The organism is Amycolatopsis sp. N2S4-7, assembly GCF_058119595.1.
Map to the genome: position 1 here is coordinate 5571696 of NZ_CP172299.1, position 22188 is coordinate 5593883.

Annotated in this window: 33 protein-coding genes and 1 pseudogene; 2 read left to right on the forward strand and 32 right to left on the reverse strand. The window is 68.6% G+C overall.

All coding sequences use genetic code 11. The features are described 5' to 3' along the window. Nucleotides 1-260: 260 nt before the first annotated feature. The 32 genes from map to ACH54P_RS26110 all read right to left on the reverse strand — a co-directional run bounded on the left by map (nt 261) and on the right by ACH54P_RS26110 (nt 21110). The gene (map, locus tag ACH54P_RS25955; RefSeq protein ID WP_489905981.1) at nt 261-1037 is read right to left on the reverse strand and encodes a type I methionyl aminopeptidase; all 777 of its coding nucleotides are present in this window, start codon (nt 1035-1037) and stop codon (nt 261-263) included. A gap of 44 nt (nt 1038-1081) precedes the next feature. Then, on the reverse strand, nt 1082-1636 hold the full coding sequence (locus tag ACH54P_RS25960; RefSeq protein ID WP_489905982.1) for an adenylate kinase: 555 nt from the start codon (nt 1634-1636) through the stop codon (nt 1082-1084). Then, nucleotides 1633-2940 carry a preprotein translocase subunit SecY gene (gene secY, locus ACH54P_RS25965; RefSeq protein ID WP_489905983.1) on the reverse strand — a complete coding sequence of 436 codons (1308 nt, stop codon included), beginning with the start codon at nt 2938-2940 and terminating at the stop codon, nt 1633-1635. The genes ACH54P_RS25960 and secY overlap by 4 nt, the downstream gene beginning before the upstream one ends. 283 nt (nt 2941-3223) lie before the next feature. Continuing rightward, a complete protein-coding gene (locus ACH54P_RS25970) occupies nt 3224-3856 on the reverse strand; it encodes a LysE family translocator (RefSeq protein ID WP_489905984.1) in 633 nt (210 codons plus the stop codon). A gap of 39 nt (nt 3857-3895) precedes the next feature. Next, entirely contained in the window at nt 3896-4441 is a 546-nt protein-coding gene (locus ACH54P_RS25975; RefSeq protein WP_489905985.1) for a hypothetical protein, read from the reverse strand. Nucleotides 4442-5122: 681 nt separating this feature from the next. Continuing rightward, the gene (locus ACH54P_RS25980; protein WP_489905986.1) at nt 5123-5737 is read right to left on the reverse strand and encodes a hypothetical protein; all 615 of its coding nucleotides are present in this window, start codon (nt 5735-5737) and stop codon (nt 5123-5125) included. 99 nt (nt 5738-5836) lie between these two features. Continuing rightward, complete coding sequence (gene rplO, locus ACH54P_RS25985; protein ID WP_489905987.1) at nt 5837-6283, reverse strand: 50S ribosomal protein L15; 447 nt, start codon at nt 6281-6283, stop codon at nt 5837-5839. Then, the gene (rpmD, locus tag ACH54P_RS25990) at nt 6280-6465 is read right to left on the reverse strand and encodes a 50S ribosomal protein L30 (RefSeq protein WP_005166796.1); all 186 of its coding nucleotides are present in this window, start codon (nt 6463-6465) and stop codon (nt 6280-6282) included. Before rpmD ends, rplO begins: the two co-directional genes overlap by 4 nt. Before the next feature lie 2 nt (nt 6466-6467). Continuing rightward, nucleotides 6468-7115 carry a 30S ribosomal protein S5 gene (gene rpsE / locus ACH54P_RS25995; RefSeq protein WP_155548876.1) on the reverse strand — a complete coding sequence of 216 codons (648 nt, stop codon included), beginning with the start codon at nt 7113-7115 and terminating at the stop codon, nt 6468-6470. 34 nt (nt 7116-7149) lie between these two features. Then, complete coding sequence (rplR, locus tag ACH54P_RS26000) at nt 7150-7548, reverse strand: 50S ribosomal protein L18 (protein ID WP_167379724.1); 399 nt, start codon at nt 7546-7548, stop codon at nt 7150-7152. Between the two features lie 2 nt (nt 7549-7550). Then, a complete protein-coding gene (gene rplF, locus ACH54P_RS26005) occupies nt 7551-8090 on the reverse strand; it encodes a 50S ribosomal protein L6 (RefSeq protein WP_489905988.1) in 540 nt (179 codons plus the stop codon). A gap of 16 nt (nt 8091-8106) precedes the next feature. After that, nucleotides 8107-8505, reverse strand: coding sequence for a 30S ribosomal protein S8 (gene rpsH / locus ACH54P_RS26010; protein WP_364557762.1), 399 nt, complete (start codon nt 8503-8505; stop codon nt 8107-8109). An 85-nt stretch (nt 8506-8590) separates the two neighbouring features. Further along, entirely contained in the window at nt 8591-8776 is a 186-nt protein-coding gene (locus ACH54P_RS26015; protein ID WP_004558870.1) for a type Z 30S ribosomal protein S14, read from the reverse strand. A 4-nt stretch (nt 8777-8780) separates the two neighbouring features. Beyond that, entirely contained in the window at nt 8781-9344 is a 564-nt protein-coding gene (rplE, locus tag ACH54P_RS26020; RefSeq protein ID WP_489905989.1) for a 50S ribosomal protein L5, read from the reverse strand. After that, nucleotides 9344-9658 carry a 50S ribosomal protein L24 gene (gene rplX, locus ACH54P_RS26025; protein WP_013222610.1) on the reverse strand — a complete coding sequence of 105 codons (315 nt, stop codon included), beginning with the start codon at nt 9656-9658 and terminating at the stop codon, nt 9344-9346. Before rplX ends, rplE begins: the two co-directional genes overlap by 1 nt. Further along, complete coding sequence (gene rplN, locus ACH54P_RS26030; protein ID WP_004558867.1) at nt 9658-10026, reverse strand: 50S ribosomal protein L14; 369 nt, start codon at nt 10024-10026, stop codon at nt 9658-9660. The genes rplX and rplN overlap by 1 nt, the downstream gene beginning before the upstream one ends. 77 nt (nt 10027-10103) lie before the next feature. Continuing rightward, nucleotides 10104-10382: a 30S ribosomal protein S17 gene (rpsQ, locus tag ACH54P_RS26035; protein WP_285456195.1), complete on the reverse strand. Its 279-nt coding sequence runs from the start codon at nt 10380-10382 to the stop codon at nt 10104-10106. Further along, nucleotides 10379-10624, reverse strand: a complete 246-nt coding sequence (rpmC, locus tag ACH54P_RS26040) for a 50S ribosomal protein L29 (RefSeq protein WP_086675500.1) — start codon at nt 10622-10624, stop codon at nt 10379-10381. The genes rpsQ and rpmC overlap by 4 nt, the downstream gene beginning before the upstream one ends. Continuing rightward, entirely contained in the window at nt 10624-11043 is a 420-nt protein-coding gene (rplP, locus tag ACH54P_RS26045) for a 50S ribosomal protein L16 (protein WP_004558864.1), read from the reverse strand. The genes rpmC and rplP overlap by 1 nt, the downstream gene beginning before the upstream one ends. A 3-nt stretch (nt 11044-11046) precedes the next feature. Continuing rightward, a complete protein-coding gene (gene rpsC, locus ACH54P_RS26050; protein WP_348954113.1) occupies nt 11047-11865 on the reverse strand; it encodes a 30S ribosomal protein S3 in 819 nt (272 codons plus the stop codon). Continuing rightward, nucleotides 11865-12284: a 50S ribosomal protein L22 gene (gene rplV / locus ACH54P_RS26055; RefSeq protein ID WP_308669974.1), complete on the reverse strand. Its 420-nt coding sequence runs from the start codon at nt 12282-12284 to the stop codon at nt 11865-11867. The genes rpsC and rplV overlap by 1 nt, the downstream gene beginning before the upstream one ends. A 31-nt stretch (nt 12285-12315) precedes the next feature. After that, entirely contained in the window at nt 12316-12597 is a 282-nt protein-coding gene (gene rpsS, locus ACH54P_RS26060; protein ID WP_003102083.1) for a 30S ribosomal protein S19, read from the reverse strand. Nucleotides 12598-12615: 18 nt separating this feature from the next. Then, entirely contained in the window at nt 12616-13452 is an 837-nt protein-coding gene (rplB, locus tag ACH54P_RS26065) for a 50S ribosomal protein L2 (protein WP_489905990.1), read from the reverse strand. Nucleotides 13453-13467: 15 nt separating this feature from the next. Beyond that, nucleotides 13468-13779 carry a 50S ribosomal protein L23 gene (gene rplW / locus ACH54P_RS26070; protein WP_003102087.1) on the reverse strand — a complete coding sequence of 104 codons (312 nt, stop codon included), beginning with the start codon at nt 13777-13779 and terminating at the stop codon, nt 13468-13470. Next, complete coding sequence (rplD, locus tag ACH54P_RS26075) at nt 13776-14465, reverse strand: 50S ribosomal protein L4 (protein ID WP_489905991.1); 690 nt, start codon at nt 14463-14465, stop codon at nt 13776-13778. The genes rplW and rplD overlap by 4 nt, the downstream gene beginning before the upstream one ends. Continuing rightward, nucleotides 14462-15118, reverse strand: a complete 657-nt coding sequence (gene rplC, locus ACH54P_RS26080; protein WP_013222604.1) for a 50S ribosomal protein L3 — start codon at nt 15116-15118, stop codon at nt 14462-14464. Before rplC ends, rplD begins: the two co-directional genes overlap by 4 nt. A gap of 34 nt (nt 15119-15152) precedes the next feature. Beyond that, nucleotides 15153-15458, reverse strand: a complete 306-nt coding sequence (gene rpsJ / locus ACH54P_RS26085; RefSeq protein WP_003102098.1) for a 30S ribosomal protein S10 — start codon at nt 15456-15458, stop codon at nt 15153-15155. A gap of 404 nt (nt 15459-15862) precedes the next feature. Beyond that, nucleotides 15863-17056 carry an elongation factor Tu gene (gene tuf, locus ACH54P_RS26090; RefSeq protein WP_489905992.1) on the reverse strand — a complete coding sequence of 398 codons (1194 nt, stop codon included), beginning with the start codon at nt 17054-17056 and terminating at the stop codon, nt 15863-15865. Nucleotides 17057-17183: 127 nt separating this feature from the next. Beyond that, on the reverse strand, nt 17184-19283 hold the full coding sequence (fusA, locus tag ACH54P_RS26095; RefSeq protein WP_489905993.1) for an elongation factor G: 2100 nt from the start codon (nt 19281-19283) through the stop codon (nt 17184-17186). A 63-nt stretch (nt 19284-19346) separates the two neighbouring features. Further along, on the reverse strand, nt 19347-19817 hold the full coding sequence (gene rpsG / locus ACH54P_RS26100) for a 30S ribosomal protein S7 (RefSeq protein ID WP_003102106.1): 471 nt from the start codon (nt 19815-19817) through the stop codon (nt 19347-19349). After that, complete coding sequence (gene rpsL / locus ACH54P_RS26105) at nt 19817-20191, reverse strand: 30S ribosomal protein S12 (RefSeq protein WP_003102113.1); 375 nt, start codon at nt 20189-20191, stop codon at nt 19817-19819. The genes rpsG and rpsL overlap by 1 nt, the downstream gene beginning before the upstream one ends. A gap of 763 nt (nt 20192-20954) precedes the next feature. Beyond that, entirely contained in the window at nt 20955-21110 is a 156-nt protein-coding gene (locus ACH54P_RS26110; protein WP_086857727.1) for a hypothetical protein, read from the reverse strand. Nucleotides 21111-21369: 259 nt separating this feature from the next. On the opposite strand from ACH54P_RS26110, the pseudogene ACH54P_RS26115 reads away from it, so the two are divergent. Both ACH54P_RS26115 and ACH54P_RS26120 read left to right on the forward strand, forming a co-directional pair. Next, nucleotides 21370-21522: pseudogene (locus ACH54P_RS26115) on the forward strand (YbaB/EbfC family nucleoid-associated protein); the annotation flags it as partial. A 319-nt stretch (nt 21523-21841) separates the two neighbouring features. Next, nucleotides 21842-22186 carry a hypothetical protein gene (locus ACH54P_RS26120; protein ID WP_489917141.1) on the forward strand — a complete coding sequence of 115 codons (345 nt, stop codon included), beginning with the start codon at nt 21842-21844 and terminating at the stop codon, nt 22184-22186. The last annotated feature ends 2 nt before the right edge of the window (nt 22187-22188 follow it).

Here is a 22188-nt window from a genome sequence, read left to right on the forward strand (position 1 = left end):
CACTAGTGCTGGGTTGGGCGGTGCATGGCACACTGGTGCCCGGCTCCCAAGACCGTGAATTCACGAGCGCGCAGGATCCGGGCGCGATAAGTGCGCCGACTTGACAGTGTACGCAACCCGTGTCGCGACCCCCAAACCGGGGGTGACCATGGTAGGAGATCACCGCGCTGACACGGCGCCAACAGGCAAACCCGCAGGTCAGTGCCGTGCGGGGCTGCGCCCCGAGCCGGGAGCTCCGCCACCCGGACCCCCGAAAGGCATCAGGCGTCTTCCGGGGCGGTGAGAACCCAGGGGCCGTCGTCGGTGATCGCCACCGTGTGCTCCCAGTGGGCCGCGCGGGAGCCGTCGGCCGTGACGACCGTCCAGCCGTCGTCCAGCTCGCGGGTCTCCCCGCCGCCGCCGGTCAGCATCGGCTCGATCGCCAGCGCCATGCCGGTCTTCAGCCGCGGGCCCTTGCCCGGCTTGCCGACGTTCGGCAGGAACGGGTCCATGTGCATCTGGCGGCCGATGCCGTGGCCGCCGTACTCGACGATCATCCCGTACTCGATGCCGTCGTCGCGGCCCGCGCGCTCGGCGGCGGACTGGACGGCGTAGGAGATGTCGGTGAGCCGGCCGCCGGCGCTGACCGCCTCGATCCCGGCCCACATCGCCGCCTCGGTCGCCGCGGACAGCGCGAGGTCGGCGTCGGAGACCTTGCCGATGGCCAGCGTCACGGCGGAGTCGCCGTGCCAGCCGTCGAGGATCGCCCCGCAGTCGACGGAGATGATGTCGCCGTCGGCGAGCACCTGGGTCTTCGCCGGGATGCCGTGGACGATCTGTTCGTTCACCGAGGCGCAGATCGACGCCGGGAAACCGTGGTAGCCCTTGAACGACGGCACCGCGCCGGCGTCCCGGATCGTCTGTTCGGCCAGCTCGTCGAGCTCGGCGGTGCTGACACCCGGGACCGCGGCGGCCCGGACGGCCGCCAGCGTGCGGGCCACGACGAGCCCCGCGGCCCGCATCGCCTGCAGCTCGTCAGGGGTCTTGACCTCGATCATGCGCCCACGCCGGAGCACTTGCAGAACACGCAATCCTCCGAGATTCACGTGCGGTCGCGCAGCGCTTTCAGCACCCGGCCGGAGATTTCCTCGACGCTGCCGACGCCGTCGACGGTCACCAGGATGTCGGCGTAGTACTCGAGCAGCGGCGCGGTGTCCGACACGTAGATCTGCTGGCGGCGGCGGATGACCTCTTCGGTGTCGTCCGCGCGGCCGCGCGACATGAGCCGTCCGACGACGACGTCCTCCGGGACCTGCAGCTGGATCACGGCGTCGAGCGAGACGTCCGAGTCGTTCAGGATCTCGCCGAGGACCTCGGCCTGCTTGGTGTTGCGGGGGAACCCGTCGAGCAGGAAGCCGACCTTCGCGTCCGGCTCGGCCAGCCGCTCACGGACCATCTCGTTGGTCACCGAGTCGGGCACGAGCTCGCCCGAGTCCAGGTAGCGCTTCGCCTCCTGGCCCAGCGGCGTCTCCTGGCCGACGTGGGCGCGGAACAGGTCACCGGTGGAGATGTGCGGGATGCGCAACTGCTCGGACAGGGCCACCGCCTGCGTGCCTTTGCCCGCACCGGGCGGTCCGACGAGAACCAGGCGCGTCACTTCAAGAACCCTTCGTAGTTGCGCTGCATCAGCTGGCTTTCGATCTGCTTCACGGTGTCGAGGCCGACACCGACCATGATCAGCACAGCCGTGCCACCGAACGGGAAGTTCTGGTTGTTCCCGCTACCGGTCACCGACAGGAAGAAGTTCGGGAGGATCGCGATGATGCCCAGGTACAGCGAGCCCGGCAGGGTGATCCGGCCGAGCACGTAGCTCAGGTACTCCGCGGTGGGACGGCCCGGGCGGATGCCCGGGATGAAGCCACCGAACTTCTTCATCTCGTCCGCGCGCTCGTCCACGTTGAACGTGATGGTGATGTAGAAGTACGTGAAGAAGATGATCAGCGCGAAGTACAGCGCGATGTGCACCCAGCTGGACTGGTTCACGACGTAGTTCTTGATGAACACCTGCCAGCCGGAGTTGCTGTTCTGGTCGCCGACGAGGCGGCTGATCAGGTCCGGCAGGTACAGCAGGGACGACGCGAAGATGACCGGGATGACGCCGGCCTGGTTCACCTTGATCGGCAGGTAGGTCGACGTGCCGCCGTACATCCGGCGGCCGATCATGCGCTTGGCGTACTGCACCGGGATCCGGCGCTGCCCCTGCTCGACGAAGATGACGCTCGCGATGATCACCAGGCCGAAGACGCAGATCATCGTCAGCGCGATGCCACCGCCGTTGGACAGGATGTTGCCGCCCTCGACCGGGATGCGCGCGGCGATGTTCAGGAAGATCAGGACGGACATGCCGTTGCCGACGCCGCGCTCGGTGATCAGCTCGCCCAGCCACATCATGACGGCGGTGCCCGCGGTCATGGTGATGACGATGATCGCCAGCGAGTAGACGCTGTTGTCCGGGATGATCGGCGAGTCGCAGTCCGGGAAGAGCTGCTTGCGGTCCGCGAGCGCGACCACACCGGTGGCCTGCAGGATCGCCAGCGCGATCGTCAGGTACCTGGTGTACTGGGTCAGCTTGCCCTGGCCGGACTGGCCTTCCTTCTTCAGCTCCTCGAACCGCGGGATGACCACGGTGAGCAGCTGGATGATGATGCTCGCCGTGATGTACGGCATGATGCCGGTCGAGAAGAGCGACAGCTGCAGCAGCGCACCACCGCTGAACAGGTTCAGCAGCTGGTAGACGCCCTCCTGCTGCGCCTGGGAGCTACAAGCCTGGACGGCACCGTACGAGATGCCGGGGGCCGGAATGGTCGCACCGATTCGGTAAACCGCGACGATGGCTAGCGTGAACAGGATCTTCTTGCGTAGATCCGGCGTCGCGAGAGCCGAGCGGAAGGCGCTGAGCACGCGGGGGACCTCCTCGGCGTCGTCGGCTGTCCTAACCGACGATCGGCTTGGCCGGCACGGTGGCCGGCGGGAACACAGCACTACTGGCACGCAAGCCAGGAACGCTTCGGGGCACACTCGTCCCGAAGCGTGTCGCCGACTCTAACAGCTTCACAGGGCGTGTCCGCAGTCCGTGTGCGTTTTCCGTACCAAGGTTGCTCCGGCGGGTTGATCCACATCGCCGTCTTGGCCGTATTCCTTGACACACCCGCCCTGCGTGCGGACGGATCCGGGGGTCCGCGGGTCAGGCGTTCGAGGTCGCGAGGACCCCGGCGAGGCCGACCAGGACCACCCCGGTCCCCCGGTCCACGTTGCGCCGGGCCCGGCGGGTGAGCTTGATCGACTTCACGGCGGCGCCGACGCCGACGTAGGCCGAGCCGGCCAGGAACTCCGCCAGCAGGTACACCGCCCCCAGCAGCGCGATCTGGGCCGAAAAGGGCCCGTGACCTGCGTCGATGAACTGCGGGACGAAGGCGGTGAAGATGAGGATCGCCTTCGGGTTGGTGATCGCGACGCCGAACTCCTTGCGCGCGACCCGCCACGCGGTCGTCGGCTCGGCGGGCTCTTCGGGGGTGCCGGCGTCCTCGGCCCCGCCGCGGACCGTGGACCACAGGATGCGGAGGCCGAGCCAGAGCAGGTAGGCGGCGCCGGCCCACTTGATGATCGTCAGCGCCGTCTCGGACGCGGCCAGCAGCTGCCCCAGCCCGGCCGCGACGGCGGTGATCAACAGCGTGAACGCGACCAGCCGGCCACCCAGTCCGGCGAGGCCCCGGCGAACACCGTGCGTCATGCCGTGGTGGAGCCCGAGCAGGTTGTTCGCGCCCGGCGTAAGCGCGATCAACACGGACGCGGAAAAGAAGACCAGCAGCCACGACACGACGACCACCTCCGCCCCCACCGTAGCGGCGAACGCGGGTCAGTCGCGCTGGTCTTCCGGCGGGAGCAGCGTGATCGCGACGCCGGACGGCGGCGTCGGGGTGTCCGTGTAGGCGAGCGCCGGGTCGCCCCAGTCCTCGGTGGCGCGCCGCCACGCGGGCAGGTAGGCCACGACCGCCGCGACGGCGACCACGACGGTGGCCCCGATCAGCAGCCACATGCCGGACGCGGTGACGACCTCGAGGTTTTCGTTCTCGGCCATGGCGGACCACCCGAGGCCGTCCATGCCGATCGTCGCGACCACGCCGGCGGTGAAGACGGCCCCCGCCGCGGTCAGCCACCGGCCGAGCCCGCGCTCCGGCCGCGAGAAGGTCAGGAGCGCCGCGACGGCCAGCACGAGGACGGCGACGACCAGCGGGACGCCCACCGGCGAGGACGCCTGGTCGGTGGACTCCTGCCCGGGGATGTCGATGCGGCTGCCCCACGCGGTTTCGGTGAGGGTGAGCTGGGCCTCGAAGAACCGCTGGCGGGTGCTGATGTGCTGCTGGAGCCGGAACAGCGGGAGGAAGCAGCCGCTGAGCGCCATCAGGGCCGCGATGGTGGTGAGGACCGGCGGGACGAAGCGAAGAAGCCCGGCGGCGGCCCCTTCGGCCAGGAGATCCGGCTCGGCTTCCGGCTCGGGCCCGGGACCGGGCTGGGGTACGGCCGCGGCGCCGGGCAGTTCGGCGACCGGGAAGGGCAGCGGCTCCGCGGGTGGCGGCGCTGCGGGAGGCGCTGCGGTGGGCTCCGCGGGGAAGAGCGGTGCTGCGGGCGGCGTGGCCGTGGGCTCCGCCGGGAAGAGCGGGGCTGCCGGTGGCGGCGCCGGGGCGGCCTCTGCCGGGAAGAGCGGCTCCGCGGGCCGGGGCGTTGCGGTGGGCTCCGCAGGAAACAGCGGGTCCGCGGGCCGCGGCGCTGCGGCGGCCCCTGGCGGGAAGAGCGAGGCTGCCGGTGGCGGCGTTGCGGCAGCCTCCGTAGGAAAGAGCGGCGTCGCAGCGCTGGCCTCCGCCGGAAAGACCAGGTCCGCGGGCGGCGGGGCCTCCACCGGGAAGCTCAGCGGCGATCCCGTCCCCGGCTCCACCCCCGCGAGCTTCGGCGCCTCGACCGGAAAGCTCAGCGGCGACTCGGCGGCACCGGGCGGCGGGCCGGTCCCCTCGGGCGGCTCCTGCGACGGTCTGTCCACCCTGTGATCTTCCGTCCGGATTCCCGCCGCGGCAAGGGATCTGTCCGGTCAGTCCCGCTCGGGCGGCAGCGACGTGATCGCGACACCCGACGGCGGCGTCGTGGTGTCCGCGAAGGCCACCTGAGGATCCGCCCACTCCGGGCGTCCCGCGGCCGGCGCGCGGAGGCTCAGCACCGCGGCCACGACCGCGACCACCGCCGCGGCGAAGAGCAGCCACATCCCCGTCTCGACCGTCGTCTTGGCGTCCGAGGTTCCCGAGCCGACCAGCACGGGCGCGGCCAGCATCGTGATCGTGCAGACCGCGCCGAGGAGGAAGGCGACCCCGGCGAGCGTCGTCCGGCCCACGGCCGCGGCCGGCCGGCGCGTCACCGCCTGGCGGACTCCCAGCACCGCCGCCGCCAGCAGGATCGCGGCCGCCACGAGCAGGGACACCCCCAGCGGCGCGAACGCCGTGCTCGGCTCGTCGCGGCCGGGGATCGAGAGCTCGGTCCCCCAGGCGCCCAGTACCGAACGCACGGCGCCGGAACCCACCGCATCCTCGGTGCGGAACAGCGGCAGGAAGGTCCCGGCGACCGTCAGCAGCAGCGCGAGCGCCGTGAGCGCGGGAGCGAGGAAGCCGCGGGCGGGCCGGTGCGGCGAGGGCGGCTGAGGGGAGGCATCCACCGCGTCGATCCTTCCGCCGGACCGCGGCCACCACAAGGGCCCACAACGCCGAAGGCCCGCCTGGCGGAACCAGGCGGGCCTTCGGGGTGCTGCAGGTGCTCAGTTGGTGGTGGCCGAACCGCCGGCCGCCTCGAGCTTCTCCTTGGCGGAGCCGGAGAAGGCGTCCGCCGTGATGTCCAGCTTGACGCCGTTGAGGTCGCCGTTGCCGAGGACCTTCACCAGCTTGCCCTTGCGGACGAGACCGCCCGCGACGAGCTCCTCGGCGCCGATCTTGCCGCCGTCCGGGAAGATGCGGGCGATGTCGCCCACGTTCACCGGCTGGTACTCGGTGCGGAAGCGGTTCTTGAAGCCGCGAAGCTTCGGGAGCCGCATGTGGATGGGCATCTGCCCACCCTCGAACCCGGCGGGAACGTTCTTCCGGGCCTTGGTGCCCTTGGTACCGCGACCCGCCGTCTTGCCCTTCGAACCCTCACCACGGCCGACGCGCATCTTGTCGCGCTTGGCGCCAGGGGCCGGACGCAGGTGGTGGATCTTGATGGCCGTCATGCCTTGACCTCCTCGACCTCCACCAGGTGGCGGACGGTGTGGATCAGGCCGCGCACCTGGGGGGTGTCTTCACGCACGACGCTCTGGCGGATCTTGCGCAGCCCGAGGGTGCGCAGCGACTCGCGGTGAGCGTGCTTCGTGCCGATCTTGCTCTTGACCTGGGTGACCTTGAGCTGAGTCATGATCAGACCCCCTGGCCCGCACGCTGGCGCAGCATCCGGGCCGGAGCGACGTCCTCGAGCGGCAGGCCACGGCGGGCCGCCACCTCTTCGGGACGCTGCAGACCCTTCAGGGCCGCCACGGTCGCGTGCACGATGTTGATCGCGTTGTCGGAGCCGAGCGACTTCGACAGCACGTCGTGGACACCCGCGCACTCCAGCACGGCGCGCACCGGACCACCGGCGATGACGCCGGTACCGGCCGAAGCCGGGCGGAGCAGCACCACACCGGCGGCCTCCTCACCCTGGATCGGGTGGGGGATGGTGCCACCGACGCGGGGAACGCGGAAGAAGTTCTTCTTCGCTTCCTCGACGCCCTTGGCGATGGCCGCGGGAACTTCCTTGGCCTTGCCGTAGCCGACGCCGACCTGACCGTCGCCGTCACCGACGACCACCAGAGCGGTGAAGCTGAAGCGACGACCGCCCTTGACGACCTTGGCGACGCGGTTGATCGTCACGACCTTCTCGAGGTGCGGGGTCTTGTCCTGGCCGGCCCCGCCACGGCCGCTGTCGCGCCGGTCCCGGCCGCCACCGCGGCGGTCATTGCGGTCGTTGCCGCCCTGCCCGCCGGGTCCGCCCTGTCCGCCGCCGAATTGCCGTGTACGTCCCGGCATCAGGCTTTCCTTCCGTTAACAAGCTTCTGCATCGTCAGAACTCCAACCCCGCCTCACGGGCGGCGTCGGCGAGCGCGGCGATGCGGCCGTGGTAGGCGTTGCCCCCACGGTCGAACACCACAGCCGAGATCCCGGCGTTCTTGGCACGCGCGGCGACGAGCTCCCCGACCTTGGCGGCCTTGGCCTTCTTGTCGCCGTCGAGCGCCCGGACGTCCGCCTCGAGGGTGGACGCCGAAGCCAGCGTGTGGCCGGCGAGGTCGTCGATGACCTGCACGGCGATGTGCCGCGAGGACCGCTTGACGACCAGGCGCGGACGCTGGTCGGTGCCCGAGACCTTCTTGCGGAGCCGGAAGTGCCGACGGGCCTTCGCAACGCGGCGGCGGGTCGAGATGTCCTTGCCCACCGGCTTGCGCTTCGTAGTCGTGTCGCTCATGATCACTTACCCGTCTTTCCGACCTTGCGGCGGATCTTCTCACCCTCGTACCGCAGGCCCTTGCCCTTGTACGGGTCCGGGCGCCGCAGCTTGCGGATGACCGCAGCCGTCTGGCCGACCTTCTGCTTGTCGATGCCGGAGACCGAGAACCGGGTCGGGGTCTCCACCTTGAAGGTGATGCCCTCCGGAGCCTCGATCTTGACCGGGTGGCTGTAGCCGAGGGCGAACTCGAGGTCCGAGCCCTTGGCCTGCACGCGGTAACCGACGCCGTGGATCTCGAGCTTCTTCTCGTAGCCGGCGGTCACGCCCACCACGAGGTTGTTCACCAGCGTGCGGGTGAGGCCGTGCAGGGCCTTGCTGGTGCGCTCGTCGTTCGGGCGCTTGACCAGCAGGGTGCCGTCCTCGTCGCGCTCGACGGTGATCGGCTCGGCGATGGTGTGCTCGAGGGTGCCCTTGGGGCCCTTGACGCTGATGTGCTGACCGTCGATGGTCACCTCGACCCCGGAGGGGACGGCGACCGGCAGCTTTCCGATGCGTGACATGTCTGTGCCCCCTTCCTTACCAGACGTAGGCGAGGACTTCGCCGCCCACGCTGTTGCGCTTGGCCTGACGGTCGGTCTGGAGGCCGGACGACGTCGAGATGATCGCGACGCCGAGGCCACCGAGAACGGACGGCAGTTCGGTCGATTTTGCGTAGACCCGCAGACCGGGCTTGGACACGCGCCGGAGGCCGGCGATGCTGCGCTCGCGGTTGGGGCCGTACTTGAGCTCGACGACGAGGTTCTTGTGCTTCTCGCCCGGCTCGTCGCGGTAACCCGCGATGTAACCCTCGCGCTTGAGGATCTCGGCGATGTTCGCCTTGAGCTTCGAGTGCGGGAGCTTGACCTCGTCGTGGTACGCCGAGTTCGCGTTACGCAGACGCGTCAAGAAGTCTGCGATGGGGTCGGTCATCGTCATGGTGACCTGTCAACCTTTCTCGCCCTGGTTCCCCGCCCCGTAAAGAGGGGCGGGGCCTGTGGCGAAGTGGAGTTTAAAAACGCTCTTACCAGCTGGACTTGCGGACACCGGGCAGCTCGCCCGCGTGCGCCATCTCGCGAAGGCAGATCCGGCAGAGCCCGAACTTGCGGAACACGGCGTGCGGGCGGCCGCACCGCTGGCAGCGGGTGTAGGCGCGCACGGCGAACTTCGGCTTCTTCGCGGCCTTGTGGACCAGTGCTTTCTTGGCCATCGGCTCAGTTCTCCTTGAACGGGAAGCCGAGCTTGCGCAGCAGCGCCCGGCCCTCGTCGTCGTTCGTAGCGGTCGTGACGACGGTGACGTCCATGCCGCGCGGGCGGTCGATGGCGTCGGGGTCGATCTCGTGGAACATCGACTGCTCGTTGAGACCGAACGTGTAGTTGCCGTGGCCGTCGAACTGCTTCGGCGAAAGCCCGCGGAAGTCGCGGATACGCGGCAGAGCGATGGTCAGCAGCCGGTCGAGGAACTCCCACATCCGGTCGCCGCGCAGCGTCACGCGCGCACCGATCGGCTGACCCTCGCGCAGCTTGAACTGCGCGATGGACTTGCGGGCCTTCCGGACCTCCGGCTTCTGGCCGGTGATCGCGGCGAGGTCGCGGACCGCGCCCTCGATCAGCTTGCTGTCGCGGGCGGCGTCACCGACACCCATGTTCACGACGACCTTCACGACGCCCGGGATCTGGTGGACGTTCGAGAAGGAGAACTCCGCCTGGAGCTGTCCCTTGATCTCCTCGCGGTACCGCACCTTGAGGCGCGGCGCGATCTTCTCTGCGGTGGTCATCAGATGTCCTTACCGTTCCGGCGCGAGATCCGGACCTTCTTGCCGTCCTCGCCGATGCGGTAACCCACCCGGGCCGGCTTGCCGTCCGAGTCGACCACCATCACGTTCGAGACGTGGATGGGCGCCTCCTGGGTGACGATGCCACCGGACTGCGCGCCGCGCTGGGTCTGGCTGATCCGCGTGTGCTTCTTGATCCGGTTCACGCCCTCGACCAGCACGCGCTCGCGCTCCGGGTAAGCCTGGATGACCTTGCCCTTGGCGCCCTTGTCCTTGCCGGCGATGACGACGACCGTGTCGCCCTTCTTCACCTTCATCACAGCACCTCCGGCGCGAGCGAAATGATCTTCATGAACTTTCGGTCGCGCAGCTCGCGGCCCACCGGGCCGAAGATGCGGGTGCCCCGGGGCTCATTGTCGTTCTTGATGAGCACGGCTGCGTTCTCGTCGAACCGGATGTAGGAACCGTCCGGACGACGACGCTCCTTCACCGTGCGGACGATGACGGCCTTGACGACGTCGCCCTTCTTCACCCCGGCGGCCGGGATGGCGTCCTTCACGGTGGCGACGATGATGTCGCCGATGCCGGCGTAGCGCCGCCCGGAGCCACCGAGAACGCGGATGCAGAGAATTTCCTTCGCACCCGTGTTGTCGGCTACCCGAAGCCGCGACTCCTGCTGGATCACGTCAACTCCTGTATGTCGCGCCGGTTCTCGCCCGACGAGCGAGCCTTGCGGAACTAAGAACTCTTAAAGAGCCCTGCTTACTTGGCCTTCTCCACGATCTGCACCAGGCGCCACCGCTTCGTCGCCGACAGCGGGCGGGTCTCCATCAGGGTGACCCGGTCGCCCACGCCCGCCTCGTTGTTCTCGTCGTGCACCTTCACCTTGGAGGTGGTGCGGACGACCTTCGAGTAACGGGGGTGCTTCTTGCGGTCCTCGAGCTCGACCACGATCGTCTTGTTCATCTTGTCCGAGACGACGTAGCCCTCGCGGACCTTGCGGTCGTTCCGGGCCGGCGTCTCGGTGGTGGGCTCGCTCATGCGGCACCTTCACTCTCGGCGTCGGGGGCAACGGACAGGCCGAGTTCGCGCTCGCGCATGACCGTGTAGATCCGCGCGATGTCCGTGCGGACGGTGCGCAGACGGCGGTTGTTGTCGAGCTGCCCGGTCGCCATCTGGAAGCGGAGGTTGAAGAGCTCCTCCTTGTATTCCTTCAGACGCAGGACGAGCTCTTCCGCGGTGAGCTCACGCAGCTCCGATGCCAAAGCACCTGCGTTCGCCATCAGAACTCACCACCTTCACGGGTCACGATGCGGCACTTCATGGGCAGCTTGTGGATCGCGCGACGGAGCGCCTCGCGGGCGGTCTCCTCGTTCGGGAAGCTGATCTCGAACATCACGCGGCCCGGCTTCACGTTGGCGATCCACCACTCGGGCGAACCCTTACCGGAACCCATGCGGGTCTCGGCCGGCTTCTTCGTCAGCGGGCGGTCCGGGTAGATGGTCGTCCACACCTTGCCGCCACGCTTGATGTGACGGGTCATGGCGATACGAGCGGACTCGATCTGCCGGTTCGTCACGTAGCTGTGCTCAAGCGCCTGGATGCCGTACTCGCCGAAGCTGACCTTCGTGCCACCCTTGGCGGCGCCGTGGCGCTTCGGGGAGTGCTGCTTCCGGTGCTTGACCCTGCGCGGGATGAGCACGTCTCAGCCCTCCGTCTTTTCTGCGGTCTCGGTGGCCGGGGCCGCCTCGGTGGCGGCAGCGGCGGCGCGACCGGCTTCGGTCGAGGTGGCGGTCGTGCCCGAGGCGCCGGAACGACGCGGGCGGGACGGCCGGTCGCTGCGCTCGCGACGCGGCGCGCGCTCGGCGGCGTCACGGGCTTCGCGGGCCTTCAGCCCACCGACGAGCTCACCCTTGTAGATCCACACCTTGACGCCGATGCGCCCGAACGTCGTCTTGGCCTCGAAGAAGCCGTAGTCGATGTCGGCGCGGAGCGTGTGCAGCGGGACCCGGCCGTCGCGGTAGTGCTCGGAGCGGGACATCTCGGCACCGCCGAGACGACCGCCGCACTGCACGCGAATGCCCTTGACCTGCGGCGAGCGCATGGAGGTCTGGATCGCCTTCCGCATCGCGCGGCGGAACGCCACGCGGTTGGAGAGCTGCTCCGCGACCGCCTGGGCGACCAGCTGGGCGTCGGCCTCGGGGTTCTTGACCTCGAGGATGTTCAGCTGGACCTGCTTCTTGGTCAGCTTCTCCAGCGCGCCGCGGATCCGGTCGGCCTCCGCGCCGCGGCGGCCGATGACGATGCCCGGCCGGGCGGTGTGGATGTCGACGCGGACGCGGTCACGGGTGCGCTCGATCTCGACCTTGGAGATGCCGGCGCGCTCCATGCCCGTCGCCAGCAGCTTGCGGATCTTGACGTCCTCGGCCACGTACTCGGCGTACTGCTTGTCGGCGTACCAGCGCGACTTCCAGTCCGTGGTGATACCCAGGCGGAAACCGTGCGGGTTGATCTTCTGGCCCACTACCGGCCACCTGCCTTCTTCTTGCTCTGAGCCTTCTGCGCGACGGCCGGACGCGACTCCACCTCGACGGTGATGTGGCTGGTCCGCTTGCGGATCCGGTACGCGCGGCCCTGGGCCCGCGGGCGGATGCGCTTGAGGGTGGGGCCCTCGTCGGCGTACGCGTTCTTGACCCAGAGGGTGTCCGGGTCCAGCTGAAGGTTGTTCTCGGCGTTGGCCACGGCGCTGGCGAGCACCTTCGCGACCGGCTCGCTGGCCGCCTGCGGGGCGAACCGGAGCACGGCCAAGGCGTCGGCGGCGCTACGTCCCTTGATGAGCTCGATCACCCGGCGCACCTTGGTCGGCGAGTCCCGGACGAAGCGAGCCCGCGCGTACGCCGTAGGCAGTTCAGCCTCGGTCGTCGCGTCGTTCTGGGCGTTCATCGCTACTTCCCTTGTTCTCTCTCGTGCCCGCTCAGCGGCGGCGCGACTTGCGGTCGTCCTTGATGTGGCCCTTGAAGGTCCGCGTCGGGGCGAACTCGCCCAGCTTGTGACCCACCATCGCCTCGGTGACGAACACCGGGACGTGCTTGCGGCCGTCGTGCACCGCGATCGTGTGACCCAGGAAGTCCGGGATGATCGTGGAGCGCCGCGACCAAGTCTTGATCACGGTCTTCTTGCCCGATTCGTTCAGCGCGTCCACCTTCTTGAGCAGGTGGTCGTCCACGAACGGGCCCTTTTTGAGGCTACGTGGCATTTGGTTCTACCTCCCTGCTCAGCGCTTGTTCTTGCCGGTACGCCGGCGGCGGACGATGAGGGCGTCGCTCGGCTTGCGCCGGCGCGTACGACCCTCGGGCTTACCGTTCGGGTTGACCGGGTGGCGACCACCGGAGGTCTTACCCTCACCACCACCGTGCGGGTGGTCGACCGGGTTCATGACGACACCACGGACCGTGGGGCGCTTGCCGCGCCAGCGGTTACGACCCGCCTTGCCCCAGTTGATGTTGGCGTGCTCGGAGTTGCCGACCTCGCCGACCGTGGCGCGGTTGCGCACGTCCACGTTGCGGATCTCGCCCGAGGGGAGACGCAGCTGGGCGTACGGACCGTCCTTGGCGACGAGCTGCACCTTTGCGCCGGCCGACCGCGCCATCTTCGCGCCGCCACCGGGGCGGAGCTCGATCGCGTGGATCACGGTACCGACGGGGATGTTGCGCAGCGGCAGGTTGTTGCCCGGCTTGATGTCGGCCCGCGGGCCGTTCTCGACGGTGTCGCCCTGCTTCAGCTTCTCCGGCGCGATGATGTAGCGCTTCTCGCCGTCGGCGTAGTGCAGCAGCGCGATGCGAGCGGACCGGTTGGGGTCGTACTCGATGTGCGCCACCTTGGCGGGGATGCCGTCCTTGTCATTGCGACGGAAGTCGATGACGCGGTAGGCGCGCTTGTGGCCACCACCCTTGTGCCGGGTGGTGATCTTGCCGGACGAGTTGCGACCGCCCGAACCGCTCAGCGGACGAAGAAGCGACTTCTCCGGAGTGGAGCGGGTGATCTCGGCGAAGTCCGAGACGCTCGAACCGCGACAACCCGGGGTCGTCGGCTTGTACTTGCGGATGCCCATTGTCAGCTCAGTCCTTTACGCGGTGGGTCCGCCGAAGATCTCGATCGCCTTGCTCTCGGGCGAAAGAGTCACGATGGCGCGCTTGGTGTCCTTGCGCTTGCCGAAGCCTGCGCGAGTCCGCTTCCGCTTGCCCTGGCGGTTGGCCGTGTTGACGCTGACCACCTTGACGCCGAACACCTTCTCGACCGCGATCTTGATCTGGGTCTTGTTGGCGTCCGGGCGGACGATGAACGTGTACTTGTGGTCCTCGAGCAGCCCGTAGGACTTCTCGGAGATGACCGGCGCGAGCAGGATGTCGCGGGGGTCCGGAATGGCGACCGAACTCACTTCTCGTCACTCCCTTCCGTGACCTCGCCCGACCGCGCCGAAGCCTTGACGGTCTTGCCGCGGGCGGGGCCGGCGACGAACACGTCGTACGCGGCCTTGGTGAACACGACGTCGTCGTTGACCAGCACGTCGTAGGTGTTGAGCTGGTCGGCCCAGAGGATGTGCACCTCGGGCAGGTTCCGCAGGGAAACCCAGCTCAGCTCGTCGTCCCGGTGCAGCACCACGAGCACGCGCTTCGCCTGCGTCACCGCGGCGAGGGCGGCCTTGGCGGCCTTGGTGGACGGCTTCTCGCCCGTCACCAGCTCGGTGACGACGTGCAGCTGGCCGGCGCGGGCCCGGTCGGAGAGGGCGCCACGCAGAGCGGCGGCCTTCATCTTCTTCGGGGTGCGCTGGGAGTAGTCACGCGGCGTGGGGCCGTGGACGACGCCACCGCCGACGAACTGCGGCGCGCGGGTCGAACCCTGGCGGGCACGACCGGTGCCCTTCTGCCGGTACGGCTTCTTGCCGCCACCGGAGACCTCACCACGGGTCTTCGTGTCGTGCGTGCCCTGGCGCGCGGCGGCCTGCTGGGCCACCACGACCTGGTGCATCAGCGCGACATTGGCCTGCACGTCGAAGATCTCCTCGGGGAGGTCCACGGTGCCGTCGGCTTTACCGGCCGGGGTCTTCAGCTCGACGCTTGTCATTCGGAGTTACCACCCTTCGCGGCGCTGCGAACGAACAGCACGCCGCCCTTGGGACCGGGCACGGCGCCCTTGATCAGCAGCAGGCCGTCGTCGGCACGCACGGCGTGCACGGTCAGGTTCTGCGTGGTGACCCGGTCGTTGCCCATCCGGCCCGCCATGCGCAGGCCCTTGAAGACGCGGCCGGGGGTGGCGCAGCCACCGATGGAACCCGGCTTGCGGTGCACGGCCTGGGCACCGTGGCTCGCGCCCTGGCCCTTGAAGCCGTGGCGCTTCATGACGCCCGCGTAGCCCTTGCCCTTGCTGGTACCGGTCACGTCGACCTCGACGCCGGCGGCGAACACCTCGGCGGTGATCTCCTGCCCGACCTCGTACGTCTCGGCGTCGGTGGTGCGCAGCTCGGCGAGGAACCGGCGCGGCGTCACGCCCGCCTTGTCGAAGTGGCCGGTGCGCGGCTTGTTCACCTTGCGCGGGTCGACCGCGCCGAACGCCAGCTGCACGGCCGTGTAGCCGTCCTTGTCCTGGGTCCGAACCTGGGTGACCACGTTCGGACCGGCCTTCACGACGGTGACCGGGACAACCCGGTTCTGTTCGTCGAAGACCTGGGTCATGCCGAGCTTGGTGCCCAGGATGCCCTTCATCTGCCTGTCAGACATGAGTCTCTTACTCTCCGCCGCTCGCCCGCCGCTACTACTGGATGTTGACGTCGACGCTCGCCGGCAGGTCGATGCGCATGAGCGCGTCGACCGTCTTCGGCGTCGGGTCGAGGATGTCGATCAGACGCTTGTGCGTGCGCATCTCGAAGTGCTCGCGCGAGTCCTTGTACTTGTGCGGCGAGCGGATGACGCAGTAAACGTTCTTCTCGGTGGGCAGCGGCACCGGCCCGACAACACGGGCGCCGGTGCGCGTGACCGTTTCCACGATCTTGCGCGCCGAGGTGTCGATCGCCTCGTGGTCGTAGGCCTTGAGCCGGATGCGGATCTTCTGTCCCGCCATGGTGGCTGCTCGTTCCTTGTCGTCTCGTGCCGCTATCTCACAAACCCGGCCGGCGTCTCCGCCCTGCCTGGGTTTCCGCAGTTCAACGGCCCTGTCCCCGGTCCACGCGGTCGGGCGTGTCGCGCCCGACGCACAGACGGATCCCGCGGGATCGTCGTCTTGCCTGGTCTTCCTCAACGTGAGGAGGCTATGAGCCGGCTGACCGTCTCACTGCCTTTGCCCGCTCGCCTCACCCGAAGGAAAGAGCTCCGCGGACCGTGGCCACTCGCACGGGAGCGGCCGGACCTCTCTCGAGAAAACCCGATGAGGATCGGCCGCCCCAGGACGAGCAACCTGAATAGTGTCGCACACGTGATTTGACGCCCCTGACCCGGGGGTGTATCACCCCCGGGCGGGGCGCCGAATCACTTGATGATCTTGGTGACCTGACCCGCACCAACGGTGCGGCCGCCCTCGCGGATCGCGAAGCGCAGGTTCTCGTCCATGGCGACCGGCTGGATCAGCTGCACCGAGATGTCGGTGTTGTCGCCCGGCATGACCATTTCGGTGCCCTCGGGGAGGGTCACGACGCCGGTCACGTCCGTGGTGCGGAAGTAGAACTGCGGGCGGTAGTTGTTGAAGAACGGGGTGTGACGGCCACCCTCGTCCTTCGACAGGATGTAGACCCGGCCCTCGAAGTCGGTGTGCGGGGTGGTGGTACCCGGCTTCACGACGACCTGGCCGCGCTCGACGTCCTCGCGCTTGATGCCGCGGAGCAGGAGGCCGACGTTGTCGCCCGCCTGGCCCGAGTCGAGCAGCTTGCGGAACATCTCGACACCGGTGACAGTCGTCTTCTGCGACTTCTCCTTGATGCCGACGATCTCGACCTCTTCGTTCACGTTGACCACGCCACGCTCGACGCGGCCGGTCACGACGGTGCCGCGGCCGGTGATCGTGAAGACGTCTTCGATCGGCATCAGGAACGGCCGGTCGAGCTCGCGCACCGGGTCCGGCACGTTGTCGTCGACGGCGGTCATGAGCTCGAGGACGGCCTCGGCCCACTTCTCGTCGCCCTCGAGCGCCTTGAGGCCCGAAACGCGCACGACCGGGGCGTCGTCGCCCGGGAACTCCTGCGAGGACAGCAGCTCACGGACCTCCAGCTCGACGAGCTCGAGGATCTCCTCGTCGTCGACCATGTCGGCCTTGTTCAGCGCGACCACGATGTAGGGCACGCCGACCTGGCGGGCGAGCAGCACGTGCTCACGGGTCTGCGGCATCGGGCCGTCGGTCGCGGCGACCACCAGGATCGCGCCGTCCATCTGGGCGGCACCGGTGATCATGTTCTTGATGTAGTCCGCGTGACCGGGGGCGTCGACGTGCGCGTAGTGACGCTTCTCGGTCTGGTACTCGACGTGCGAGATGTTGATCGTGATGCCGCGCTGCTTCTCTTCGGGCGCGTTGTCGATCTGGTCGAACGCACGCGACTCGTTGAGATCCGGGTACTTGTCGTGCAGAACCTTGGTGATCGCCGCGGTCAGCGTGGTCTTGCCGTGGTCGACGTGACCGATGGTCCCGATGTTGACGTGCGGCTTGCTCCGCTCGAACTTCGCCTTCGCCACTGGAATGTCCTCCTGGACTGATTTCGCTTTGTGCTCGTGGGCCGGCGTGGCTGCCGGCCCACGAATGTTCCTTCGTCGGTGCTGCGGACGTTCAGGAGTGTTCCTTATGCCCGCGCGCTAGGGGGAACTACTCCCCCGTCGCCTTCGCGATGATTTCCTTCGCGACGTTCGCGGGAACCTCGGCGTAGGAGTCGAACACCATGGAGTAGTTCGCCCGGCCCTGGGTACGGGACCGCAGGTCGCCGACGTAGCCGAACATCTCCGACAGGGGGACCAGCGCCTTCACGACGCGGGTGCCCGCCCGCTCCTCCATGGCCTGGATCTGACCACGGCGGGAGTTGAGGTCACCGATGACGTCACCCATGTAGTCCTCGGGCGTGGTCACCTCGACCGCCATCATCGGCTCCAGGATCACCGGGCCGGCCTTCTTCGCGGCTTCCTTCATCGCCATGGAACCGGCGATCTTGAACGCCATCTCCGAAGAGTCGACCTCGTGGTACGCGCCATCCAACAAGGTGAACTTCAACCCGACGAGCGGGTATCCGGCGAGCACGCCGTACTGCATGGCGTCCTGCGCACCGGCGTCCACCGACGGGATGTACTCCCGCGGCACGCGGCCACCGGTGACCTTGTTCTCGAACTCGTAGAGTGCACCGTCGGTGCGCTCGAGCGGCTCCAGCTTCACGATGACCTTCGCGAACTGGCCGGAGCCACCGGTCTGCTTCTTGTGGACGTAGTCGAGCTTCTCGACCGTCTTCTTGATGGTCTCCCGGTAGGCGACCTGCGGCTTACCGATGTTCGCCTCGACCTTGTAGTCGGACTTCATCCGGTTCACCAGCACCTCGAGGTGCAGCTCGCCCATGCCCGCGATGATCGTCTGGCCGGTGTCCTCGTCCAGCTTGACCTGGAACGTCGGGTCCTCTTCGGCCAGCTTCTGGATCGCCAGGGACAGCTTCTCCTGGTCGGCCTTCGTCTTCGGTTCGATCGCGACCCGGATGACCGGCTCGGGGAACGTCATCGACTCCAGCACGATCGGGTTCTGCGGGTCCGCCAGGGTGTCACCCGTGGTGGTGTCCTTCAGACCGATGACCGCGTAGATGTGGCCGACCTGGGCGTCGTCGACCGGGTTCTCCTTGTTGGAGTGCATCTGGAAGATCTTCCCGATGCGCTCCTTGCGCTCCTTGGTCGCGTTGACGACCTGGGCGCCGGCGGCGACCTTGCCCGAGTACACCCGGATGTAGGTCAGCTTGCCGAAGAACGGGTGCGCGGCGATCTTGAACGCGAGCGCGGCGAACGGCTCGTCGACCGACGCCTTGCGGGACGCCACGGTCTCGCCGTCGGGCAGCAGGCCCTCGACGGCCGGGACGTCCAGCGGGGTCGGCAGGTAGTCGATGACCGCGTCGAGCATGGGCTGCACGCCCTTGTTCTTGAACGCGGAACCGGCCAGCACCGGGAAGACCTGGCTGGTGATGGTGAGCTTGCGGATGCCGGCCTTGATCTCGGCCTCCGTCAGCTCCTCACCCTCGAGGAACTTCTCCATCAGCGCGTCGTCCGCCTCGGCGACGGTCTCGACGAGCTTCTCGCGGTACTCCGCGGCCTTCTCGGCCAGGTCGGCCGGGATGTCCTCGACCGAGTAGTCCTCGCCCTTCTGGACCTCGCCGCGCCAGGTCAGCGCCTTCATGCGGACCAGGTCGACGACGCCTTCGAAGTCGTTCTCGGCGCCGATCGGCAGCTGGATGACCAGCGGGCGCACGCCGAGGCGGTCCACGATGGTCTTCACGGTGTAGTAGAAGTCCGCACCCAGCTTGTCCATCTTGTTGACGAAGCAGATGCGCGGGACGTCGTACTTGTCCGCCTGCCGCCAGACCTGCTCGGACTGCGGCTCGACGCCTTCCTTGCCGTCGAAGACGGCGACCGCACCGTCGAGCACCCGGAGGTTGCGCTCCACCTCGACGGTGAAGTCGACGTGCCCGGGGGTGTCGATGATGTTGATCTGGTGGTCGTCCCAGAAGGTGGTGGTGGCAGCCGAGGTGATGGTGATACCCCGCTTCTGCTCCTCCTCCATCCAGTCCATGGTGGCGGCGCCGTCGTGGACTTCACCGATCTTGTAGTTGACCCCGGTGTAGAACAGGATCCGCTCGGTGGTGGTCGTCTTGCCGGCGTCGATGTGGGCCATGATGCCGATGTTGCGGACCTTGTTCAGGTCGGTCAGCACTTCACGTGCCACGAGAGTGTTCCCCTGTTCTCAAGCTTGGGGCCCGGCATGGCTTGGTCGACAGCCGGGCGGTCATCACCAGCGGTAGTGCGCGAAGGCCCGGTTGGACTCGGCCATCTTGTGCGTGTCCTCGCGACGCTTCACGGAGGCACCGAGGCCGTTGGAAGCGTCCAGGAGCTCGTTCTGCAGGCGCTCGATCATCGTCTTCTCGCGGCGGGCCTGCGAGAAGGAGACCAGCCAGCGCAGCGCCAGGGTGGTGGAGCGACCCGGCTTGACCTCGATCGGCACCTGGTAGGTGGCGCCACCGACGCGGCGGCTCTTCACCTCGATGGTGGGCTTCACGTTGTCGAGGGCGCGCTTCAGCGTGACGACCGGGTCGGTGCCCGTCTTCTCGCGAGCGCCTTCGAGCGCGCCGTACACGATGCGCTCGGCCAGGGACCGCTTCCCGTCCTTCAGCACCTTGTTCACCAGCTGGGTGACCAGCGGGGAGGCGTAGACGGGGTCGGAGATCAGCGGCCGCTTCGGGGCCGGACCCTTGCGGGGCATTAGCTCTTCTCCTTCTTCGCGCCGTACCGGCTGCGCGCCTGCTTGCGGTTCTTGACACCCTGCGTGTCGAGCGAACCGCGGATGATCTTGTAACGGACACCCGGAAGGTCCTTCACACGACCACCGCGCACGAGCACCATCGAGTGCTCCTGCAGGTTGTGGCCCTCACCGGGGATGTAGGCGGTGACCTCGATGCCGCTGGTCAGCTTCACACGCGCGACCTTGCGCAGCGCCGAGTTCGGCTTCTTGGGGGTCGTGGTGTACACGCGAGTGCACACGCCACGCCGCTGCGGGCTCCCCTTGAGGGCCGCGGTCTTCTGCTTGGCAGCCTTGTCCTGGCGGCCCTTGCGGACCAGCTGCTGGATCGTGGGCAATGGACCAGCTTCCTGTCGTGATCTGCTTCTTCGTGTCTTCACCGGCCCCCGCGGTCGGGCGTGTCGGCCCGCGTCACGGTCTCTCGACCGGTAACTTCCCGGAGGGATTTTCCGTCGGAACCCCGACCTGCCGAAGCCGGTGACCGGGTGCCTGAGCACCCCGCCCATGCCGCACGGCACGCGGAGCGGCCCGACGCATGCCGGGCACGGTCTCCAAAGATACCCGCCCGGGTCCGGGACGAACGCGGCGGGGGGTGCGAAGGTCGGAGAACCCCCAGCGTACCTCTCAACAGCGGAGGAACGTCGGATGTTCCGGCCCGCGGACACCCAGGTCGCGGCCGAGTCGTGCGGGAGGGTGCCGCGGCCGGGACAGGGCGCGCCAGCAGGGCTGGTGAAGCCCCGCCGGGCCGCCCAGCCCGGTCACCGCGCCCACCTGGCAGCGCAGCCGGTCAGCGCCTCGGGTCGGCGCGCCTCCCGGGCGGAACCGCCCCTCCCGGCGTGGCCGCGCGGGGAAGCCCTACCCCGTCCGCGGCCCCCGGCGAAGCGGCCCCTCCCCGGCGAAGCCGCGCCTCCCAGCGCAGCCCCATCCGCACCCTCCCCGGCGAAGCGGCCCTCCCCGGCGAAGCCGCGCCTCCCAGCGCAGCCCCGTCCGCACCCTCCCCGGCGAAGCGGCCCTCCCCGGCGAAGCCGCGCCTCCCAGCGCGGCCCCGTCCGCAACCCTCCCCCGGCGGAGCCGCGCAGCTCCGTCAGCGCGCCAGGGACCTCAGTCCTCGTCCGGCTTGGCGTGGTCCGGCTTCCCCGGGTTCGGGTCGCGCGAGAGATCGATCAGCGGGTGCACCCCAGCTCCTTCGGGCGCCGCGTGACTGCCGGTCGACTTCGGTTCTTCGTCGGGCCGTCCGGCCCCTTCGGTGCTGGTCATCACACACTCCTAGCGGTTCATCCCTGCTTCCCCTTGCCGCCGGAACCTACCCATTACCCGGTCGGGTGATGCAGTGGGATCGGATCGGCCGTTCCGTGCGTCACACCGTCGCCGAAGGGCCACGATGGGTCAGCGGCACACCGGGCGGACGGGGAGGAACGAGCACATGTCGGCCGAATTCGAGCAGCTGGTCACCGAGTTCGAGCGGTTCCAGTCGAGCGTCAGGAACGTCGACGACCGGTTCGCGGGGCTCGGCGCGATGCAGCAGCAGCTGACCGAGCTGCGCGCGAGCGCGTCGTCGCCGGACGGCGGTGTGACCGTCGTCACCGGTCCGGGTGGCGCGGTGCTCGACGTCAAGTTCACGGACGCGGCGCTCGCCAAGGGCCCGCAGGCGCTGTCGGCGGCGTTGCTGACGACCCTGCGTGAAGCCGTCGGGGAGGCGGCCCGGCGGCAGGCGGTGATCGTCCAGGAGAACATGGGTGACGGCCTCGACCTGGTCGAGCAGGTCCTGGAGACGCAGGCCGCGGCGTTCGGAACCAGCGTCGAGGAAATGCGGTCGAAGCTGGCGGAAGAGATGCCGCGCCGGGAGCGGCCGTCCGCGCCCGAGGACTTCTCCGAGCAGCGCGTGCTGCGCCAGGCCGACACCCCGCCGCCACCGCAGGCGCCGCCGGGCGGCGGGTCCGCGGGCGACACCTTCCTGCGCGCACCCTGTTCGACGAGGAGGAGGACTGATGCCCGACGGAGCCGGCGGCTACCAGGTCCAGGTGGACGCGCTGCACAAGTACGTCGGTGCACTGGGCCAGTACCAGGACCAGGGCGCCAAGATCACCGAGAAGGTCGGCCAGGCCGACGTCGGCGACAAGTCGTGGGGCGTGGTCGGCATCTTCACCAAGGGCGGCTACGACGACACCCTGCGCGAGCTGCAGTCCCTGCTGGCGTCGATCGCGGACGGGCTGGACTCGGCGCGGGCCAAGCTCACCGACGCGGCGAACGTCTACCAGGGCGTCGAAGACGACCACAAGACGTTCTTCGGGCAGGTCGAGGTCCTGCTCGACGGCCCGGGCAAGAAGCACTGAGG